The organism is Phytohabitans flavus, assembly GCF_011764545.1.
GTDB lineage: Bacteria > Actinomycetota > Actinomycetes > Mycobacteriales > Micromonosporaceae > Phytohabitans > Phytohabitans flavus.
The window spans coordinates 9,448,960-9,466,036 of the sequence record NZ_AP022870.1 but is presented as its reverse complement, the minus strand read 5'-3'; the positions used below and the strand labels follow the sequence as shown (position 1 = coordinate 9,466,036).

15 protein-coding genes and 1 pseudogene are annotated in these 17,077 nt (G+C 71.2%); 14 read left to right on the top strand and 2 right to left on the bottom strand.

Annotated elements, in window-relative coordinates; genetic code table 11:
* The first annotated feature begins 82 nt into the window (after positions 1 to 82).
* From Pflav_RS42160 to Pflav_RS42100, 13 genes and pseudogenes are all read left to right on the top strand, one after another.
* Positions 83 to 1,831 (top strand): ATP-binding protein, encoded by a 1,749-nt coding sequence (locus Pflav_RS42160; RefSeq protein ID WP_173042947.1) that lies wholly within the window; start codon positions 83 to 85, stop codon positions 1,829 to 1,831.
* Positions 1,831 to 2,976: an exonuclease SbcCD subunit D gene (locus Pflav_RS42155; RefSeq protein ID WP_173042049.1), complete on the top strand. Its 1,146-nt coding sequence runs from the start codon at positions 1,831 to 1,833 to the stop codon at positions 2,974 to 2,976. The genes Pflav_RS42160 and Pflav_RS42155 overlap by 1 nt, the downstream gene beginning before the upstream one ends.
* A 127-nt stretch (positions 2,977 to 3,103) precedes the next feature.
* Positions 3,104 to 5,592: pseudogene (locus Pflav_RS42150) on the top strand (AAA family ATPase).
* Positions 5,589 to 6,539, top strand: a complete 951-nt coding sequence (locus Pflav_RS42145; protein ID WP_173042048.1) for a hypothetical protein — start codon at positions 5,589 to 5,591, stop codon at positions 6,537 to 6,539. The pseudogene Pflav_RS42150 and the gene Pflav_RS42145 overlap by 4 nt, the downstream one beginning before the upstream one ends.
* 21 nt (positions 6,540 to 6,560) lie before the next feature.
* Complete coding sequence (locus Pflav_RS42140) at positions 6,561 to 7,415, top strand: spermidine synthase (protein WP_173042047.1); 855 nt, start codon at positions 6,561 to 6,563, stop codon at positions 7,413 to 7,415.
* Positions 7,416 to 7,511: 96 nt separating this feature from the next.
* Entirely contained in the window at positions 7,512 to 8,201 is a 690-nt protein-coding gene (locus Pflav_RS42135) for a sigma-70 family RNA polymerase sigma factor (protein WP_173042046.1), read from the top strand.
* Positions 8,198 to 8,992 carry an anti-sigma factor family protein gene (locus Pflav_RS42130; RefSeq protein WP_173042045.1) on the top strand — a complete coding sequence of 265 codons (795 nt, stop codon included), beginning with the start codon at positions 8,198 to 8,200 and terminating at the stop codon, positions 8,990 to 8,992. Before Pflav_RS42135 ends, Pflav_RS42130 begins: the two co-directional genes overlap by 4 nt.
* 485 nt (positions 8,993 to 9,477) lie before the next feature.
* Complete coding sequence (locus Pflav_RS42125) at positions 9,478 to 9,960, top strand: COG4315 family predicted lipoprotein (protein WP_232072555.1); 483 nt, start codon at positions 9,478 to 9,480, stop codon at positions 9,958 to 9,960.
* A gap of 269 nt (positions 9,961 to 10,229) precedes the next feature.
* Positions 10,230 to 10,979 carry a DUF4142 domain-containing protein gene (locus tag Pflav_RS42120; RefSeq protein WP_173042044.1) on the top strand — a complete coding sequence of 250 codons (750 nt, stop codon included), beginning with the start codon at positions 10,230 to 10,232 and terminating at the stop codon, positions 10,977 to 10,979.
* 303 nt (positions 10,980 to 11,282) lie between these two features.
* Positions 11,283 to 12,170, top strand: coding sequence for a DNA-3-methyladenine glycosylase family protein (locus Pflav_RS42115; RefSeq protein ID WP_173042946.1), 888 nt, complete (start codon positions 11,283 to 11,285; stop codon positions 12,168 to 12,170).
* Between the two features lie 425 nt (positions 12,171 to 12,595).
* Complete coding sequence (locus Pflav_RS42110) at positions 12,596 to 13,453, top strand: Pecanex-like protein 1 (protein ID WP_332107844.1); 858 nt, start codon at positions 12,596 to 12,598, stop codon at positions 13,451 to 13,453.
* Between the two features lie 86 nt (positions 13,454 to 13,539).
* Complete coding sequence (locus Pflav_RS42105; protein WP_173042042.1) at positions 13,540 to 14,307, top strand: DUF1775 domain-containing protein; 768 nt, start codon at positions 13,540 to 13,542, stop codon at positions 14,305 to 14,307.
* A 75-nt stretch (positions 14,308 to 14,382) separates the two neighbouring features.
* On the top strand, positions 14,383 to 15,939 hold the full coding sequence (locus tag Pflav_RS42100) for an alpha/beta hydrolase (RefSeq protein WP_173042041.1): 1,557 nt from the start codon (positions 14,383 to 14,385) through the stop codon (positions 15,937 to 15,939).
* Here the strand turns inward: Pflav_RS42100 and Pflav_RS46970 are convergent.
* Both Pflav_RS46970 and Pflav_RS46965 read right to left on the bottom strand, forming a co-directional pair.
* Positions 15,893 to 16,102: a hypothetical protein gene (locus tag Pflav_RS46970; RefSeq protein ID WP_232072554.1), complete on the bottom strand. Its 210-nt coding sequence runs from the start codon at positions 16,100 to 16,102 to the stop codon at positions 15,893 to 15,895. The two genes, Pflav_RS42100 and Pflav_RS46970, sit on opposite strands and share 47 nt — an antisense overlap.
* Complete coding sequence (locus tag Pflav_RS46965) at positions 16,084 to 16,326, bottom strand: potassium channel family protein (RefSeq protein ID WP_232072552.1); 243 nt, start codon at positions 16,324 to 16,326, stop codon at positions 16,084 to 16,086. Before Pflav_RS46965 ends, Pflav_RS46970 begins: the two co-directional genes overlap by 19 nt.
* Before the next feature lie 214 nt (positions 16,327 to 16,540).
* On the opposite strand from Pflav_RS46965, the gene Pflav_RS42090 reads away from it, so the two are divergent.
* Positions 16,541 to 16,990 (top strand): GNAT family N-acetyltransferase, encoded by a 450-nt coding sequence (locus Pflav_RS42090; RefSeq protein ID WP_173042040.1) that lies wholly within the window; start codon positions 16,541 to 16,543, stop codon positions 16,988 to 16,990.
* The last annotated feature ends 87 nt before the right edge of the window (positions 16,991 to 17,077 follow it).

Below are 17,077 nucleotides of genomic sequence, written 5' to 3'. Positions count from 1 at the left end.
CATGTTCTTGTGGACGAATCTGTGGATGACCACAAGTTGTTGTGGATATCGGTGAGTCCTCCGCAACGATGTCGGTCTGGTGGTGCACGATGAGGCCGTGGTGGATGAGACCGGTGAGGCGGTGGGGCGGGTCCTCGGCACGGCCGACGCCACGCCGCTACAGTTCTGGACGGCCGTGGCGCCCGGGAGCTACCTCCAGCTCGACGACGTGGTGGTGACCAAGCGTGAGCTGCCCGGCCGCGAGCCGGTGACGATCGCCGGGGTGGTGACCCAGGTGCGGGCGCGGCACGAGGGTGCCCAGTTCGACTCCGACGTCTTCGCCATCGCCGACGGCACGCTCCCCGCGCTTGTCCAGGAGGCCGCCGAGATCACCACCACCCGGATCGACCCGGAGCTGTACGTGCCGCCGTCGCCGGGCGCGCTCGTCCGCCGGGCCACCGGCGACCTCCGGGCCGCCGCGCTCCACTTCGACCGGATGGAAAAGCGGGTGCCGATGGGCACCGGGCGTGACGGGCTGCCCGCTTACCTCAACGCGGACTTCCTCGACGGCAGCCGCGGCGCGCACGTCTCGATCTCCGGCATCTCCGGCGTGGCGACCAAGACCAGCTTCGCCACCTTCCTGCTGTACTCGGTGTTCCGCTCGGGGGTGCTCGGCGGCGACGCGATCAACGCGAAGGCGCTGATCTTCAACGTCAAGGGCGAGGACCTGCTCTTCCTCGACCATCCGAATGCGCGGCTCGACGACGCCACCACCGCGCGGTACGCCGAGCTGGGCCTGCCCGCCACGCCCTTCCCCGACGTCCGGGTGTACGCGCCGCCCCGGGCCAAGGACTCCTCCGGCACGCCCGACGTGAGCAGCCGCCTCGCCGGCGTGGACAGCTTCTACTGGACGCTCGCCGAGTTCTGCGAGTCCCGCCTCCTGCCGTACGTGTTCGCGGACGCCGACGACGAGCGCCAGCAGTACACGATGGTGGTCCACGCGGTCACCGCCCACCTGGCCCGCCACGCCCAGCCGGCCGACGGCGGCATCGGCATCGACGGCACCCGCCTGGGGTCCTACCCCGACCTTGTCGACTACGTGGTCGCCCGGCTCACCGACGAGGAGACCCGCGGCACCTGGGCCGGCAGCGCGGTCAACACCGGTACGGTCAACGCGTTCGCCCGGCGGCTCATCGCGAGCAAGAAGGACCTGGCGCGGCTCATCCGGGGTGACCTCGCCGCGCGCCGGCCGCACGCGATCAACACGGCGGAGAGCGCCCAGGTCACCGTCGTCGACCTGCACAACCTGCCGGACCGGGCGCAGCGCTTCGTGGTCGGCGTGACGCTGAAGGCCGAATTCGAGCGCAAGGAGAAGGCGGGCTCGGCCAAGCCGCTGCTCTTCGTGGTGCTCGACGAGCTGAACAAGTACGCGCCGCGCGAGGGGTCGTCGCCGATCAAGGAGGTGCTGCTCGACATCGCCGAGCGGGGGCGCTCGCTGGGCGTGATCCTCATCGGCGCGCAGCAGACCGCGAGCGAGGTGGAGCGGCGCATCGTCACCAACTCGGCGATCCGCGTGGTCGGCCGGCTCGACCCGGCCGAGGCGTCCCGCCCGGAGTACGGGTTCCTGCCGGCCGCGCAGCGCCAGCGCGTACTGCTCGCCAAACCCGGCACGATGTTCGTCAGCCAGCCCGACATCCCGGTACCGCTCTGCGTCGAGTTCCCGTTTCCGGCCTGGGCCACCCGCCCGTCCGAGGCGGGGCAGGCACCGTCCGCCACGCTCCGCTCGATAGTCCAGTCCGCCGACCCGTTCGCGGTCGTCGGCGGCCGGTCCGAGGACGAGATCCCGTTCTGATGAAGATTTTGCATACGTCGGACTGGCACGTCGGGAAGGTCCTCAAGGGACAGTCCCGGACCGAGGAGCACATCGCCGTGCTCGCCCAGGTGGTGGAGATCGCCCGCGCCGAGCGCCCCGACCTGGTGATCGTGGCCGGCGACATGTACGACTCGGCCGCCCCCACACCCGAGGCCACCCGCCTGGTCACCCGGGCGCTCTCCGCGCTGCGCGGCACCGGCGCCCAGGTGGTGGCGATCGGCGGCAACCACGACAACGGGGCGGCGCTCGACGCGCTGCGCCCGTGGGCCGACGCGGCCGGCGTCTCGCTACGCGGCACGGTCCGCGAGTCGGCCGCCGACCACGTGCTGGAGGGCGAGACCGCGGGCGGCGAGCGGTGGCGGCTTGTCGCGCTGCCGTTCCTTTCCCAGCGGTACGCGGTGCGCGCCGCCGAGATGTACGAGCTGACGGCCGCGGAGGCGAGCCAGACGTACGCCGACCACATCGGACGGTTGCTGGGCGTGCTGTGCCAGGGCTTCGGGCCGGGCGCGGTCAATCTGGTCACCGCCCATCTCACGGTCGTGGGCGCCACCATGGGCGGCGGCGAGCGGGAGGCGCACTCTGTGATGGGGTACGCGGTGCCCGCCACGGTCTTCCCGGGCAGCGCGCACTACGTCGCGCTCGGCCACCTGCACCGGGCCCAGCAGGTGGCCGGTCCGGCACCGGTGCGCTACTGCGGCAGCCCGCTCGCCATCGACTTCGGCGAGGGGGAAAACGTGCCGTCCGTCGCCGTCGTCGAGGTCACCGCGGAGAGCACGGCGAAGGTGCGCGACGTACCCATCACCGCCGCGGTACCGCTGCGCACCGTGCGCGGCACGCTCGCCGAGTTGTCCATGATGGACGGTGACCAGCCCGGCTGGCTCCGGGTGTACGTGCGCGAGGCGCCGCGAGCCGGCCTGCGCGAGGAGGTGCAGGCGCTGCTGCCCAAGGCCCTCGAGGTGCGGATCGACCCGGACATGCTGCCGCAGACCGCCGCCACCGCCCGCGCCGAGCGGGCCGGCCGGTCCCCACGCGACCTCTTCGCGGACTACCTGGAGAGCCGGGGGCACGCCGACGAGAGCGTCCAAGAGCTGTTCGACACGCTGTACGAGGAGGTGTCTGCGTGAGCGAGCGAGCTGGCGCGGCGGCGCCTGGACGGAGCCGGCCCGCCGACGAAGTCGGGGTTTCGGGCCGGCGGAGGAAGGCGTCGCCTTTAGCGCCGCGCGAGCGAGCGAACCAGCAGGCAGAGCACTCATGAGGCCGCTGCGGCTGGACATGGCCGGGTTTACGGTCTTCCGCGAGGAGACCACGATCGACTTCACCGACGTCGACTTCTTCGCGCTCATCGGCCCTACCGGGTCGGGCAAGTCGACCGTGCTCGACGCGATCTGCTTCGCGCTGTACGGGCAGGTGCCACGCTGGGCGAGCAGTCGCGGCATCGTCAACGCGCTCGCCCCGTCCGCGACCGAGGCACGGGTGCGGCTCGTATTCGAGTCGGCCGGCGCGCGGTACGTGGCGACCCGCGTGGTGCGCCGCGACGGCAAGGGCCGCGTCTCCACGGGCGGCGCCGGGCTCCAGCTGATGCCGCGCGGCTTCGACCCGGCCAAGCTGGACGCCGGGCTCACGCCGGAAGACCTCGGCGAGGTGCTGGCCGGCACGCCCGGCGAGATGGACGCCGCGGTGCTGGAGGCGGTCGGCCTGCCGTACGAGCAGTTCACCAGCTGTGTGGTGCTGCCGCAGGGACAGTTCGCCGACTTCCTGCACGCCAAGCCCGCCGCCCGCCAGGAGATCCTGGTCAACCTGCTCGGGCTGCACGTCTACGAGGCGATCCAGAAGAAGGCGTCGGCCCGCGCGATGCAGGCGGACGCCCAGCTCGTCGCCGTCGCCCAGCTGCTCGACGACCTCGCCGACGCCGACGACGAGTCGCTGGCGGCGGCCGCCGCACGAGTTACCGCGATGCGCGAGCTGACCGCGGCGGTCGAGGCCGACGTGCCGGCGCTGCGCGAGGCGGAGCAGGGCGTGACGGACGCCGGAGCCGCGCTCAAGGAGCTGGGCGGCGAGATCGACGCGCTCGCCGCGATCCGCCCGCCGGCCGACCATGCCGCCGTGGCCGAGGCGGTCGCCACCGCCCGCGCTTCCGCCGCCGAGGCAGCCGCCGCCGTCGCGGTCGCCGAGGAGCGCGAGGAGAAGGTGCGTGGGCAGCTCGCCGGGGCGCCCGACGTCGCCGCCCTCCGCCTGCTGCTGGAGGCGCACGCCGAGCACGACAAGCTGACCGGTCAGGCGCGGTCGCTCGCCGAGGCGGTGAAGACCGCCAAGAAGGAGCACGGCACCGCGGCCAAAGCCCTGGACAAGGCGAGCGCCGAGGCCGCACAAGCGACCGACCGGCTGGAGGAGGCGCGCCGCGCGTACCAGGACGCGCAGGCCGCCGACCGGGCCGCCGCGCTGCGCGTACACCTGGTGGCTGGAGAGCCCTGCCCGGTGTGCGCGCAGAAGGTGACGACGGTGCCCGACCTGGCGGAGTCGACCGTGGCCGCCGCGGAAGCGGCCGGCAAGGTCGCCCGCAAGGAGGCCGACAAGGCCGCGCAGCTCGTGGCCGAGCGCGACAAGGCGCTGCGCGAGCTCGACCGGGCGCTGGAGCGCGCCCGGGCACAGCACGACCAGCTCACCGCCCGACTGGCGGAGCTGGCCGAGCGGGTCGCCGACTCCCCGGCCCGGCCGCGCTCGGCCGCGAGCTGGAGGCGCGGGCGGCGCTCCAGGAGCGGCTGGACGACGCCGCGGGCGCGGTCCGGGCCGCGCGCGAGGCGCAGCGCCGGGCACAGAGCGGCGCCGACACGGCCGACGAGCGGCTGCGGGCGGCGTGGCGCCGGTTCGACAAGGCGCGCGACGCGGTCGGGCGGCTCGGTCCGCCGGCCGCCGACCGGGACGACCTTGTGGCCGCCTGGACCACCCTCGCCGAGTGGGCCGCCGCGCAGGCGGCCGACCGGACCGGCCGGCGCACCGACGCGGTCGCCCGACTGGAGGGCGCGCGGGCGGCGGTCACGCGGATCCAGGAGCGGCTGGCGGCGCTCTTCGCCTCGGCTGAGCTGCCCGTACCTGACGCGGGCCTGGACGGCGCCGGCGCCAGCCGGGCGGTGGCCGTCGCGGTGACCCGGGCCGAGGGTGCCCACCAGCGCATCGTCGAGCGCCGCGAGCAGGCCGAACGCCTCCGCGAGCAGCGCCTCGCGCACGAGCGCGAGGGCAACGTGGCCAAGACGCTCGCCGGCCACCTGCGGGCCAACAACTTCGAGCGGTGGCTGCTGGAGGAGGCGCTCGACCTGCTCGTCGACGGTGCCTCGCGTATCCTGCGCGAGCTGTCCGCCGGGCAGTACGAGCTGGTCCACGACAAGGGCGAGTTCTACGTGGTTGACCACCACGACGCCGGGCTGCGGCGGGGCGTGCGGACGCTCTCCGGCGGCGAGACCTTCCAGGCGTCGTTGGCCCTGGCGCTGGCCCTCTCCGAGCAGCTCGCCGGCCTCTCCACGACGTCGGCGAGCCTGGAGTCGATCGTGCTGGACGAAGGCTTCGGCACGCTCGACGCGGCCACGCTCGACACGGTCGCCGCCACGCTCGAAGGGCTGGCCGCCCGTGGCGACCGGATGGTCGGCGTGGTGACGCACGTGCCGTCGCTCGCCGAGCGGGTCCCGGTGCGGTTCGAGGTACGCAAGGACGCCCGCACCGCCCGCGTAGAGCGAGTCGGGCTATGACCCGGCTCTACATGGATACGTGGGCGGCGTCGTACGGCGCGGCCTTCCAGGGCGGCGACGGGCCGTCGTCGCCCAGCACGGCCAAGATCGAAACCCACCATGAGGTGGACACCGAGGCGTGGCATCCGATCGTGGCGCCGGAGGGGGTTCGCCCGCCCGACGTGGTGTTGCTTGTCGACGGTGTGCAGCGGGTCGACGGCACGCTGTCCACCGAGGAGGACGACGGCGCCTCCTTCCCGGGCCTCGCCGCCTCCTACGCGGCCGGCGTGGTTCGCTGTGATCTTGCTCGTGGCGCCGCCGAGTTGGCTGGGGCACAGGTGGCCCGCGCGCTCTTCACCGCCAGCCCTTCGGTCGGCGACGTGATCGCGGGACAGGTCCGGTATGCCGTGCACAAGGTGAGCGGTTCCGGTGAGCTGAGCAAGCTCCAGGGCTCCGTGCAAGGCCCGCTCACCGCACTCGAGGTGGAGATATCCGCCACCGCCCGCACCGACGGCGACCTGCTGGTGGTCGACGGCCCACTGCGCGGCCGGCGGCACCTTCCACGCACGATCGGATACGTCAAGACCCAGCAGAGCCAGTACCTCCCGCCCGCGCTCGCGCTCGTGGTGACGGCGTTGCGGCCGTGGCAGCGCTCGCCGGTCTTCGCGCTGGGCACGGCGTGGGGCGGATGGTCGTGGTACATGCGGCTGCCCGGCTCCAGCGGCGCGCCCTGGTCCGGCATCGTGCGGGTGGAGTGCTCCCCCGACCTGAGCATCGAGCAGGCGGTCGAGCTGGCCAACCTGTCGCTGGTCACACTGCCGAGGTTCGCCTCGACGTCGTACAAGGACCCGCGGGCCCCGCAAAACCTGATCCCGATCGCCGGACTGGAGCGCCGACTCCGCGGGCTGCTCGGCGACCCGCGCCTGCTACACCGCGCCCTGACCCTGGCAACCGCACGCCTGACCTGAGCGCCGGGGCATACTGCTCTGGTGGCGGGCGGGCGGCGGGCGGCGGATCGGGTGTCCGCGCGGGTCGACTCCGGCCAGGCCGACCTCGTCCCCGACCCCGACCGGGCGCGGGCGTTCACGCTGGTGCTGGACGGTGCGCCACAGTCGTACGTCGACCTGGACGACCCCACCTACCTCGACTTCGAGTACGTGCGGCGGATGGCGATGGCGGTCGACCTGGCGGCGCCGCCACGGCAGCCGTTGCGCGCGCTGCACCTGGGCGGCGGGGCGCTGAGCTTGCCGCGGTACGTGGCGACCACCCGGCCCGGCTCGGCCCAGCGGGTCGTGGAGATCGACGGGGCGCTGGTGGATCTGGTGCGGCGCGAGCTGCCCTGGCCCAAGGACCCGCTGCTGCGAGTACGGGTGGCCGACGCGCGGGCCGCGCTCGAGTCCAGCCGCGACGCGTCGTACGACCTGGTGGTCAGCGACGTCTTCGCCGGTGCCCGCACGCCGGCCCACCTGGCGTCGGTGGAGTTCGCCCAGCAGGTGGCCCGAGTGCTCGCACCCGCCGGGACCTACCTGGTCAACGTCGCCGACGGGCCGCCGCTGGCGTACGCGAAGGGCCAGGTCGCCACGGTCCGCGCGGCGCTGCCGCACGCGTGCCTGATGGCCGACTCGACGGTGCTGCGCGGCCGGCGGTACGGCAACCTTGTCGTCGTCGCCGGGCACGCCGAGCCGCCTATCCCGGAGCTGACCCGGCGGGTGGCCGGCGACTGGTTTCCCGGCCGCCTGATCCACGGCGACGAGCTCAGCCGCTTCACGCACGGTGCCAAGGTGGTCGACGACGCATCGGCCCAGCCCTCGAACCCGCCACCAGTGAGTTTCTGGCGTCATTGATCCGTACGCGGCCGTTACTCGTACTGAAGCATGGTCCGGGTGTCTCGGGCCATGCGAGCGTATGGAGGTCAGGATGCTGACGCCGCTGGACAGCCTATGTATGCGGTAGCCGCGGAATGGCGTGGCAGCCGCGCGCGGGACCGGGTCTCGGCGGTGCCACCCCAGCGGTCGGCGGATCGTTGGCCGGCTGCTGACGGAGGCTCGGCGGCACGCCATGATGAGCGTGTGACGCCACGATCCGCCCCCGGGCGCCACCAAGCCGGGTCCTCGACCCCCGACCACGACGACGCGCTGGTCCGGGAGCTGTACGAAGAACACGCCGGCCCACTCCTGATGTTCGTGCTGCGGCTTACCGGCGGTGACCGGCAGCGGGCCGAGGACATCGTCCAGGAGACGCTGCTGCGTGCCTGGCGCAACGCCCACCGCCTCGGCGCCCAGGGGCAGTCGTCCCTGCGCCCGTGGCTGGTCACGGTGGCCCGCCGGATCGCGATCGACGACCACCGCAGCGAAAACGCGCGCCCGCCGGAGACGTACGGCCGGGACCTGGAGAACTTCTCCGAACCGGACGAGACCGAGCGGGTCCTCCGGCTGATGACGGTCACGGACGCGCTGCGTACGCTGAGCCAGCCACACCGGGAGATCATCCTGGAGACGTACTTTCGGGGGAAGACAGTGCCGGAGGCGGCGGAGACGCTGGGCCTGCCGTTGGGGACGGCCAAATCGCGGGTCTACTATGCGCTCCGTGCATTGCGTAGCGCGCTACAGCAGCGGGGCGTGACCGGATGAGCCGGGCAGAGCACTGGGACGTCGCCTCGTATGCGCTGGGTGTGCTCGAGCCGCAGGAGTCCGAGCAGTTCGAGGAGCACCTGGCCGGCTGTTGGGCCTGCGCCGGCGAGCTCGAGTCCATGCTGCCCGTGGTCAACCTGCTGTCCGAGGTGGACGGCGAGAGCCTCATCACCGCCGAGCAGTCCCGCACCGACGGACGCCTGCTCGACCGGATGATCGTCGAGGTGGGTGCGCACCGGCGCAAGGCCCGCAGCCGCCAGTGGCTCGCCGCCGCGGCGGCGGTCGTGGTGCTGGCGACCACCGCCGGTGTCTCGCTCGCGGCTGGCGGCCGCTTCTTCGGCGACAGCGGCACCCCGTCCGACGTGATCGCGGGCCGCGGCACCAGCGCACCTGTCGCGCCGCCGGTCGACCCCGGCAATCCGAGCGGGCCCGGCATCGGCGGCCCCAACGTCGGCGAGGACGGCGAGCAGTTCTCCGCCACTGACGTGCAGACCGGTGTGGAGGCCAAGCTCGTGCTGGAGACGAAGACCTGGGGCACCCAGGTGTCGTTCCAGCTGACCAAGCTCACCGGCCCGCGGCAGTGCCGGCTGACGGTGCTCCGCGAAGACGGCACCAAGGAGGTGCTGAACACCTGGTCGGTACCGCCGGCCGGGTATGGCACCAAGGAGGAGCCGGAGCCGCTACTGCTCCAGACCAGCACGGCGACCCCGCGTAACGAGATCGACCGCATCCAGGTGCAGCAGGTGACCAAGGAAGGCGTCGTCGAGTCGCTCGTCGAAGTGCCGGTTTAAGAAAGAGCTAAGAACTACCGGGGGTGCCTGCCGAAAAAGGCGGCGCCCCCTTTAGTTTCTCTTAAGGATCCGCAGGGTGCACACCCCTTGCATACCTGCACACGCACGCGGCCCAGACCTGGTTCACCCCTGGCCTGTGAAATTGTTTACGGTCGATAGTTCATCCTCCCGGGCCGGTTTCAACGTACTAACCGACGACAAGGCCCAAGTGGACAGTTACAGGGAGGGCAAGTGATACCGGGAAAGCGAACCGCTCTCTTGGCAGGCGCTCTGGCAGGGGTCGCACTCGCCCTGCAAGGTTGTGCTCCGGCTGGTTACAACCAGGATGACGACCAGGTCTCGGTGGCCAACGAAGCGGCTGCGGCGGCGGAGGCGACCCCCACGCCCGCGCCCGACGCCAGCGAAGAGGCCGCGGAGGACACGGGCGACCAGCCCAAGAAGGACGTTCCGATCACCACCAAGCTGACCGCGAAGACCCTGCCCGGATGGGCCAGGTCGTGGTCGACCAGGACGGGTGGGTGCTGTACCGCTTCGACAAGGACACGGCGAACCCGCCCGCCAGCAACTGCGAGGGCAAGTGCGAGCAGGTGTGGCCGCCGGCGTACACCGATGACGGCAAGCCCGAGCTGTCCGGCGTCGACGAGGACAAGGTCGGCGTGATCACCCGCGCGGACGGCACCAAGCAGCTGACCATCGGCAACTGGGCCGTGTACCGGTACATCGGCGACAAGAAGCCGGGCCAGTGGAAGGGCCAGGGCGTGGGCGGCACCTGGTTCGTGGTCACCCCCGCCGGCCAGCGGAACGTGACCTGCCTGCCGACCGGTACCCCGAAGGCCGTCGAGCCCCCGTCGGACGACGCGGCTGCCGGCGGCGACGACAAGGGCGACGCCGGCACCGGTGACTCCGGGGCTACAGCTACTGAGTCACCCCCAACCCGCACGGACCCGGCGGCCGGTCACAGCCCTTGAGGCGTGGCCGGCCGCCGGGGTTTGAGCTGGGCTGGTGGTACGACCGGGATGAATGCCGAGCACGAACACGGTCTGGCACCACGCGATTACTTTGACGCGGGCTCGAACCGCCAGCATCATCCGAAAGTACGATGTCGCACCGATGAGTCGGCACGGCATAAGTTCGCTTTAAATGTCACGTAAGAAATCCCTATTTCTATCCATCCTAGATTGACGATTCCTTGCGCTCCCCATAGCGTTTCTCACAGCTTCTACGTGGGAGGTTGAAGATGTTCTCGGGACGACTCGCGGCACCCGGATCGCGTCGGGCGGCAGCCGTCCTTGCCGGCCTCGTCATCGGCACGCTCGGTACTTTCGCGATGCCGATGGCAGCCGCCCAGGCCGCCCCGGATACGCCCCTCACCGCCGCCGACAAGAACCTGCTGTCGGCTGTGCGGCTCGCCGGTCTTTGGGAGATGCCCGCCGGCAACATGGCCGCCGAAAAGGGCGGCCGGGTCCGCGTTCGCCAGGTGGGTGCTGAGATCTCCAAGCAGCACGCACAGCTTGACCAGCTCGTGGTTGACGCGGCGAACAAGCTGAACTACCGGCTTCCCGACGAGCCCAACTCGGACCAGCAGAAGTGGCTGGCCGAGATGGAGGAGGCGAAAGCCGGGGCCGATTTCGACCAGATCTTCGTCGACCGGCTCCGGGCGGCGCACGGCAAGGTCTTTCCGGTCATCGCCGGTGTCCGCACCGGTACGCGCAACGACGTGGTGCGCAAGCTGGCCCAGGACGCCAACGGCTTCGTGCTCAACCACCTGACCCTGCTGGAGAGCACCGGTCTGGTGAAGTACTCGGAGCTGCCCCTGCCACCCGAGCCGGCGACGGCCAACAAGCCGGCCGGCAGCGGCCTCCTGAGCGGCTCCGAGGCGCGCGCCCAGATCGGCGGCGTCGACCCAGCGGTCATCTGGGTGGTCCTGCTCGCGGCGCTGATAGCCGGCGGCGCGACGACGTACCGACTGTTCCGTTCAGGTAGGTAAGAGAAAAGCTTTTCGGAGCGCAGCGCACCCGCCCCGGCCTGTGGATGTCGTGTCGGAGAGCCCACGACATCCACGCAGGTCGCGCAACCAGCCAGCGGGCGGAGGCGATCAGTTCCCCCAAACTGGCGCCCCAAGGGAAAGGCCCGGAAAGCCCAGCGCGAAGGGAGTGGTCAGGGTACGACCACCGGGCCTGCGCAGCGTCGCCGAAAAGGGCAGCGCCGGGACACCCCGTCCGTGTCCCGGCGCTTTGCCGTCTTCAACACCTTAGTACCCAGCGCCTAGTGTGTGATCGTGCGAAGGGTCATGACGCCGCCGGAGGGGTACCACCTCGCGGGTTCGGTGGGGATGCTCGCGATGGGCCGGCATGACCCGTGCGCCCGCTTCGTCGGCGGCACTTTCTGGTACGCGAGCCGCACCCCCGACGGCCCCGGATCACTCTCCCTTGAGCGCGACGGCGCGAGCATCGTGGCGACAGGTCACGGCCCCGGCGCTGGCTGGCTTGTCGATCGGGCGCCCGCGATTGCCGGCCTGGACGACGACCTCACCGGGTTCGCCGAGCTGGCGGCCGCGCATCCTCTGGTAGCCGAGCTCGCCCGGGTCCATCGCGGCGTGCGGCTGCCGACGACCGGCCAGCTCTTTCCACGCTTGCTGCGCGCGATCCTCGAGCAGAAGGTCACCGGCAAGGAGGCGTACCAGGCGTATGCGGCGACGGTCCGCCGTTTCGGCGAGCTGGCGCCGGGCCCGGTCGAGCGGCTGTTCATGCCGCCGGCGGCCGAGGCGATCGCGACAGCGCCGTACTGGGTGTTCCACCCGTTCGGCGTCGAGCAGCGGCGAGCGGACACGCTGCGCCGGGCCGCGGCCGAGGCCGCCCGCCTGGAGCGGTGCGCCACAAGCGCCGAGGCGACAAAGCGGATGACCGCCATCGTGGGCATCGGTCCGTGGACCGCCGCCGAGGTGGTCCGCACCGTCTACGGCGATCCGGACGCGGTCAGTGTCGGCGATTACCACATTCCCAACACGGTGGCCTGGGCGCTGGCCCGAGAAGCGCGTGGCGACGATGCGCGGATGCTCGAACTGCTCGCGCCGTTCATGGGACATCGGGGTCGCGTGTGCGTACTCTTGGAAAGCGCGGGAATTGCGGCGCCACGATTTGGCCCGCGGATGACGATCCGTTCTTTCGCACGTTTCTGACCACGCTCCGTCAGCGGCCGACGACGGGCAGGGTTCCCCGCAGGTCACGGCCCTGACCTGCGAACTTCGAAAAAGTTCCAAGATCGTTGAACCCCCACATCATCCGAACGGTTGATATGGCAACGTTCAGGGTCAACCATAAATCTCCTTTAAGGAAAGCCGGGAAATCTTAATTCCTTCTTCGTCGCTTGACACTAATCGACGGCCGCTTTTAGGTTGGCTAGGCGGATAGACGTGGTGCGAACTCGTTGCGCATGGAAGTTCGGACGTGTATTCAGCACCCGCAAACGTGCTAGAGGAAACCCCTCATGGGTCGACGCCTGCCCACCGCGCCGCCCTCAAGGAGAAGGAGAAGGTATCCCCACATGTACAGGTCGGCACAACGGCGCAGATCGACCAGCGGGCGAAACAAGCGCATCATTGCCGTGCTTGCGACGCTTGTGGTGTTCGGCGGCGTCATCACCGTGACGCAGATCTCCAACGCGGGTGACCGGCGCAACCGTGGTGGCAGCCGTCCCCCGGCGACCCAGTGTCGCCCCGCGCCGGACGGCACCGCGCCGGCCGGACAGGCGAACGTGACCGAGACCCGGCAGAACGGCCGTACGGTCCGCAACTACTGGGGTGACGGCCAGGCGTGCACCACGACGCCCGCGAGCCCGACCCCCTCCACGAACGCGTCCGGCCAGCCCAACCAGCCGGCGACCAGCGCGCCCGGGACCACCGCCCCGCCGCCGCCGCTGGAGTTCGGCCCGGACGAGTGCTCCGAGGGCAACGGCCTCCAGGCGCACGACGGCTTCCAAAACGGCAACCGCTGCGTCGACACCCAGATGGGTGAGGTCGGCAACGCGGACCAGAACCCGACGCTGCTGATCACCAGCGCACCGCGCAACGTCGGCGTCAACCAGCCGTTCACCATCCGGGTCAGCACCCGGAACCTGATCCGCGACCGGTTCCTGCCGGCCGGCCAGGGCGGCTACTACGTCGACATGTCCATCCTCAACGACCAGGGACTGGTCCGCGGCCACTTCCACACCGGCTGCCGCCAGCTCAACAGCACGAACGCGGCGCCCGACCCGGCGCCGGCCCCGGCGTTCTTCGTGGCGACCGAGGACCGTGCCGGTAGCTCGGCGCCGGACGTCATCGAGATCCGCGTGCCGGGCCTGCCCAACCGGGGCACCTTCCAGTGCGCCTCCTGGGCCGGCGACGCCTCACACCGCATCCCGATGATGCAGCGCGCCAACCAGATCCCCGCCTTCGACGCGGTCCGGGTCACCGTCCGATAGGGACTATCCACATGCGACACCTGAGGGGGCACGGGCCGACATGGCCGTGCCCCCTCATGCAACGAAGTGACAGATAGGAGCCGTCCATGTTCCGCAACAGGCGTACGGCAGTCGTGGCGCTCGGCGCCGCTGTGTTCGGTGCCCTCGCGCTCGCGTCGCCGGCCTCGGCCGACGTGACCGCGAACCCGTCGGAGGCCACGCGAGGGGACGGCGCCAAGGTGACGTTCCGGCTGAGCGAGGACCGCCCCGGGGCGTACACCACCAAGGTCCAGCTGATCGCTCCGGTGGACAACCCGATCGGCGAGATCTACCCGATGTCCCAGGACGACTGGGCACCCGCCACCGAGACCCGCACGCTGGACGAGGCGGTCGCCGGCCTGCACGGCATGCCGGTTACCGAGACCACGGCCTCGATCACGTGGAGCCGGGTCGATCCCAAGCCCGCGTCGACACCGCCGGTCGAGCTGACCGTGTCCATGGGACCGATGCCGTCCGAGGGCGACGAGCTCGCGTTCACGCTCGTGCAGACGTACTCGGACGGGACCGTGGTTCGCTGGGCCGACGCGGCCGGCGGCGCGCACCCGGCCGTGCTCGTGAAGCTCGTGGGCCAGGCGGTACCGGGTGCCAACGGCCACCACGGCGGCGGCCAGCAGCAGCAAGCCCCTCCGCCCGTGGCCGCCGCGCAGACTCCCGCCGACGGCGGCTCCTCGTACGGGATCCTCGCCGCGGGCCTGGTCGCCGGCCTCGGGCTGGGCGCGGTCGGCGGCTGGCTGATCCTGCGCAGCCGCCGCAGGACCACCCCGGCCGCGACGGCGCAGGAGCCGGCGCGCGAGAAGGTCGGCGCCAGCGCCTGACCGGCAAACTGCCTCCGGAGCCCCGCGCCGCTGGTGCGGGGCTCCTGCCGTCGTGGCGCCGGGTAGCCTTGCCGGGTGGCTCGCACCCAACGCCGGGTTTTGACCGGTCTTGTCGCAGGTGCCCTTCTCGCCGCCGGCTGCTCCATTCCGGTGTATGCCCCGAGGACCGACGGCGCCGCCGAGGGTGACAACCCCGGCCCCGCCGCGACCGGCGAGGCGGCGATCTGGCGGCCCTGCCCAGACGTGCCGGAGGACCTGGTGGGCCGGACCGCGCCCAGCATGAAGTACGAGTGCGCGAGCGTCGCCGTCCCGCAGGACTGGGCCAATCCGAGCGGCAGCGGCACGTTCGAGATCGCGATGATGCGCGCCCGCTCCGACCGTCAGAGGGACCGGATCGGCTCGCTGGTCCTCAACCCCGGCGGCCCGGGCGGCTCGGGCATCGACACGGCCGTGTACCTGTCGTTCGGCGCCGCGCTGGGTGGGCTGCCCGACGAGATCACCGAGCGCTTCGACATCGTCGGCTTCGACCCGCGCGGCGTCGCCCGGTCGTCGCCGGTCGAGTGCATCTCCGACACCGACCTCGACGCGACGTTCGGCGCCGACCCCGACCCGGGTACGCAGGCCGAGTTCGACAGCGTCGCGGCGATCAACAAGCGGGTCGGCGAGGGGTGCGGCGCGAAGTACGGCGACCGGCTCACGCTCTTCTCCACGGAGCAGGCCGCGCGCGACATGGATGCGGTGCGCACCGCCGTCGGCGACGAAAAGCTGACCTACCTCGGGTACTCGTACGGCACGCTGCTCGGCGCCACGTACGCCCAGCTCTTCCCCAGCAAGATCCGCGCGCTCGTGCTCGACGGGGCGGTCGACCCGGGGCAGGACATGGTCGCCGGATCGGAGAGCCAGGCGAAGGGCTTCGAGCGGGCGTTCACGAACTTCACCAACTGGTGCGCGCAGAACGGCAGGCGCTGCCCGATCGCGCCGGACGCCCGTGGGGCGGTCACGGAGGCGCTCGAAAAGGCCAGGGTCTCACCGGTACGCGGCAGCGACGGCCGCGAGGCCACGGCCGGGTGGGTCTTCTACGCGGTGATCTCGTCGCTCTACACCGAGCAGGGCTGGCAGGAGCTCGCCAGCGCGATCGCCGAGCTGCGGGGCGGCAACGCGACCGGGGTCTTCGACCTTGCCGACTCGTACGCCGAGCGGGACAGCAACGGCCACTACTCCAACCTCTTCGACGCCAACATGGCGGTCAACTGCGCCGACTCCACGGCCAAGCCGTCGCTCGCGCAGATCCGCTCGTACCAGTCGCAGTGGCGGGAGAGGTACCCGCTCTTCGGGGCGGCGCTGGCGGTGGGCATGCTGCCGTGCGCGTACTGGCCGGGCAAGCGCGACCCCTACCCGACCGGAGCCGCTCGCGGTGCCCCGCCGATCGTGGTGGTGGGTACAACCGGTGACCCGGCCACGCCGTACGAGCAGACCGCCAAGCTCGCCGACATGCTGGGCGTCGGCGTGGTGCTGACCTGGGAGGGCGAGGGGCACACGGCGTACCCGCAGACGGAGTGCGTGACGCGCGCGGTCGACCGGTACCTCATCGATCTGGAGGTCCCCCAGGCGGGCCTGCGCTGCCCTCGGTGAGCTTTTCCATCATCGCCCGGATCGCCCGGAGGTTGTGCTTGATCTCCTCCTGCTCCTCGTGGCGGAAGGCGTCCGCGTCGACGATGAGCTTGCTCGCGAAGTGCGCCGTGATCAGTGGGATCACCAGCAACACCATCGTGGAGATCAGCAGGCCGGCGAGCACCCGACCCTCCCACGTCGTGGGTAGGTGTCGCCATACCCCACCGTGGACGCCGTCACGACCGCCCACCAGACCGAGTCGCCGGCACTCTTGTCCTCGGCGACGCTGTAGATGGCGCCGCCGACCACGATCAGGCCGAGATAGGCGATGATGAGCGTTCGCGGCGAGTTGGCCAGCCACACCAGGCCGCGGTAGATCTGTTGGACCGGCCACAGCAGCACCTTCATGGCGCAAAATATGCCGCCTGTAGATCGCTCCCAGCCATAGGCGGTTCGGCCCACTCGTGCGCGTGCGGCGCTCCCCTGGGCCCGCGGCCCTCGTGGCGTGGGCGGCGCTCTCCAGGCCCGCAGCACTCATAGCATGGGGCTGCGCCTCCAGGCCGGCAGCGCTCGTAGGGTGGGCTGCGCTTCCAGGGCCCGCGGCCCTCGTAGGGTGGGCTGCGTGGATGATCTCGCGTTTCGTGCCGCTTCTCGTGCGGACCTGCCCGCGATCGTGGCGATGCTCGCGGATGACTCACTCGGCACCGCACGCGAGTCGGCCGACGATCCGTCGTACGCCGCTGCCTTCGACCAGATCGACGCCGACCCACGCAACACACTGGTTGTCGCGGACCGGGCCGGCGAGGTGGTGGGCACGATGCAGCTCACGTACATCCCGTCACTGACCTACCGCGGCGGCGAGCGGCTACAGATCGAGGCCGTACGCATCCGCGCCGACCAACGCGGCCGTGGACTGGGCCGCGAGATGATCCAGTGGGCGATCGACCAGGGCCGCGCCCGCGGCTGCCGCCTGGTACAGCTCACGACCGACAAGCGCCGGGATGACGCACACCGCTTCTACGCCTCACTCGGCTTCGCGGCGACGCACGAGGGCATGAAGCTAACCCTCTAAAGACCTTGTCATTGAGCTACCGCGATGTCCGCCGTGGTCCAGACCCAATGCCACTCACCTTAGTTTGATCTTGGTGGTGGGTGGGTT